This is a genomic window from Mesorhizobium sp. M5C.F.Ca.IN.020.32.2.1 (assembly GCF_004023105.1).
Taxonomy (GTDB): domain Bacteria; phylum Pseudomonadota; class Alphaproteobacteria; order Rhizobiales; family Rhizobiaceae; genus Mesorhizobium; species Mesorhizobium wenxiniae.
The window spans coordinates 1-2,026 of sequence record NZ_RZSX01001027.1 but is presented as its reverse complement, the minus strand read 5'-3'; the positions used below and the strand labels follow the sequence as shown (position 1 = coordinate 2,026).

General features: G+C 56.1%; 2 protein-coding genes. Both read left to right on the top strand.

All coding sequences use genetic code 11. From position 1 onward, the window contains the following. Positions 1–193: 193 nt before the first annotated feature. On the top strand, positions 194–1,474 hold the full coding sequence (locus tag EOA86_RS32365) for an O-antigen ligase family protein (protein ID WP_128345309.1): 1,281 nt from the start codon (positions 194–196) through the stop codon (positions 1,472–1,474). Next, on the top strand, positions 1,471–2,026 hold a 556-nt coding region (locus EOA86_RS32360), incomplete at its 3' end, for a glycosyltransferase family 2 protein (RefSeq protein WP_164892218.1). The genes EOA86_RS32365 and EOA86_RS32360, both read left to right, overlap by 4 nt.

Below are 2,026 nucleotides of genomic sequence, written 5' to 3'. Positions count from 1 at the left end.
GCCGAGGAGGGTGAGTTTTCCCAACAGGCGGAAACCTCTTCGATATGCGATTGCCACAGCGGGCGGAACGATGGGGTCGTCGGCTGGAGCAGCGTGAAGTGTTTCTCCGCGGGCTGGCATTGATACATCCAACAAGTTCTGTTTCCGGGAAAGAGAACGTGCTAAAAGAATATCGCGCCGCGAGGGGGCTGTGATGCGTTATCTCCTCACATTCGCGATACTGAGCCTCTTCCTGCCAATCAGGTTCGAGACGGGTCTTGTATTGCTGCGTCCGTTCGAGCTGATCGCATTGCTGATGCTTTTTTTTGGCCTGGCGACGGGGCGTTGGCGAAATTTGGCTTTTTCAGCCGGTTTTCTACTGCTCCTGCCCTTCTTGGGCTGGCACATGGTCTCGGCCTTCAGCGTGGACCCAGAGAACGGCCTGCGCGAGCTGTTGCAGATGTCCACCGTGGGCGCCTTTGCGTTCGCCATCGCACAGGAGGCTAGATGGCTCGAGACGCAGAAGGCCGTCAACATCTTGCTTTTCGGCATGATGCTGATTCTCGCGTATACGATCACCTGGCATGTCGCCCATGGCTACTTGGTCGGTTGGAAGCATCTGGTCGATCCGAGGCTCGCGTTCACCTTCCTTCCAATTGCGCTCGCAGGGCTCCTCCTCTTCGTCAACCGGGGCAAGCGGCGCACCCTTTGGTTGGTATGGGTAGGGATACTTCCCCTGCTCCTGCTATCCGGGGAACGCAAGGCGCTTTTGATCTACCTCTTTCTGACCGCCGCGCTTCTGATGCGCGGACGGCTCGCTGCGATGGTGCCAGCGATCGCCGCTGGCTTCGTGGCACTTTTCGTGCTGTCGACCACGATCAATAACGCCTATGTCGAGAAGCAAATGCAGACCATTCTCGATCCGCTGAGCATGGGGCAATACGAATATCTGGCCGCGAAGGGGAAATATGCCCCCGGAGACACCCCGAGCAATGTACAGCGCGCGTTTGCTTTCACGCTGTCCAGACAACTCATCTCCGAACATCCACTGATGGGCGTGGGTACGAACCAATTCAAGAATATTATCGAGACGGATTTCAGCGAACTTCCTGACGAGTTGCAGCTTGGGATACATGGCGAGTTTCAACGTATCCTCACCGAGAACGGCATCATTGGGCTCAGCCTCTATGTTCTCATATGGATTGCTGCATGGTTTCGCTTAAGCCGTACTCTAAGCCGGGCGCTTTCTCTCGGATTGATCGGAGCGGTCCAGGCAAGGCTTCTGCCCCTCGTGCTCCTTGTTCCCTGCGCCTTTTATGTTGGAACAGAAGCCTCCGGCACACGAGCTTTCGTTGCGCTGAGTCTTGTCTCGCTCCTGCCTGAATTGACGCGGCACGGGCTTTGCCTATCATTGCACAGGACGCGGAGGAGCCACCCCAGGGGCATGAGACATCCTCGATTTCTCGCGAGCCCATTGCCAGGAAACACGAGATGAGTGTTTCGGTTATCATGACATGTCACAATGAAGAACGCTTCATCGTGCAGGCAGTGGAAAGCGTGATCAATCAGACGGCGTCGAGCCACATCAAAGAGATCATCATTGTCAATGATGGCTCGAAGGACGGCTCGTCGGAAGTGATTGCATCGCTGGGTCGCAGGGAACCGCGCGCACATGTCCTGACGACGGCGGGGATCGGGCTTCCATCGGCGAGGAATCTTGCCATCAGACATGCTGCTGGCGATCTTATTGCAATTCTCGACGGCGATGACTTCTGGGCCGAGGACAAGCTTGAACGTCAATTAGCCGTCTTGGGCAATGGCTGCAAGGCAGGTCTTGTCTATGGCGATTTTGTCGATTTTTCCGCTCCGGATCTGTCCGATGCTCTACACGTCGCCGTGCGCCGCTATCGCGCGGACCAATGCGATACGCTGCCGACATATTTTCTGCGTGATGGGCCGATTATTCCTTCCAGTATGGTTATGAGGCGGGAGATGGTCGAAGATATCGGCGTATTCAACGAGGCATTCAGGGCTGGAGAGGATACAG

Bases quoted from the DNA above. Each gene is read 5' to 3' on its own strand.
- EOA86_RS32365 (WP_128345309.1), top strand. From the start codon at position 194: ATGCGTTATCTCCTCACATTCGCGATACTGAGCCTCTTCCTGCCAATC.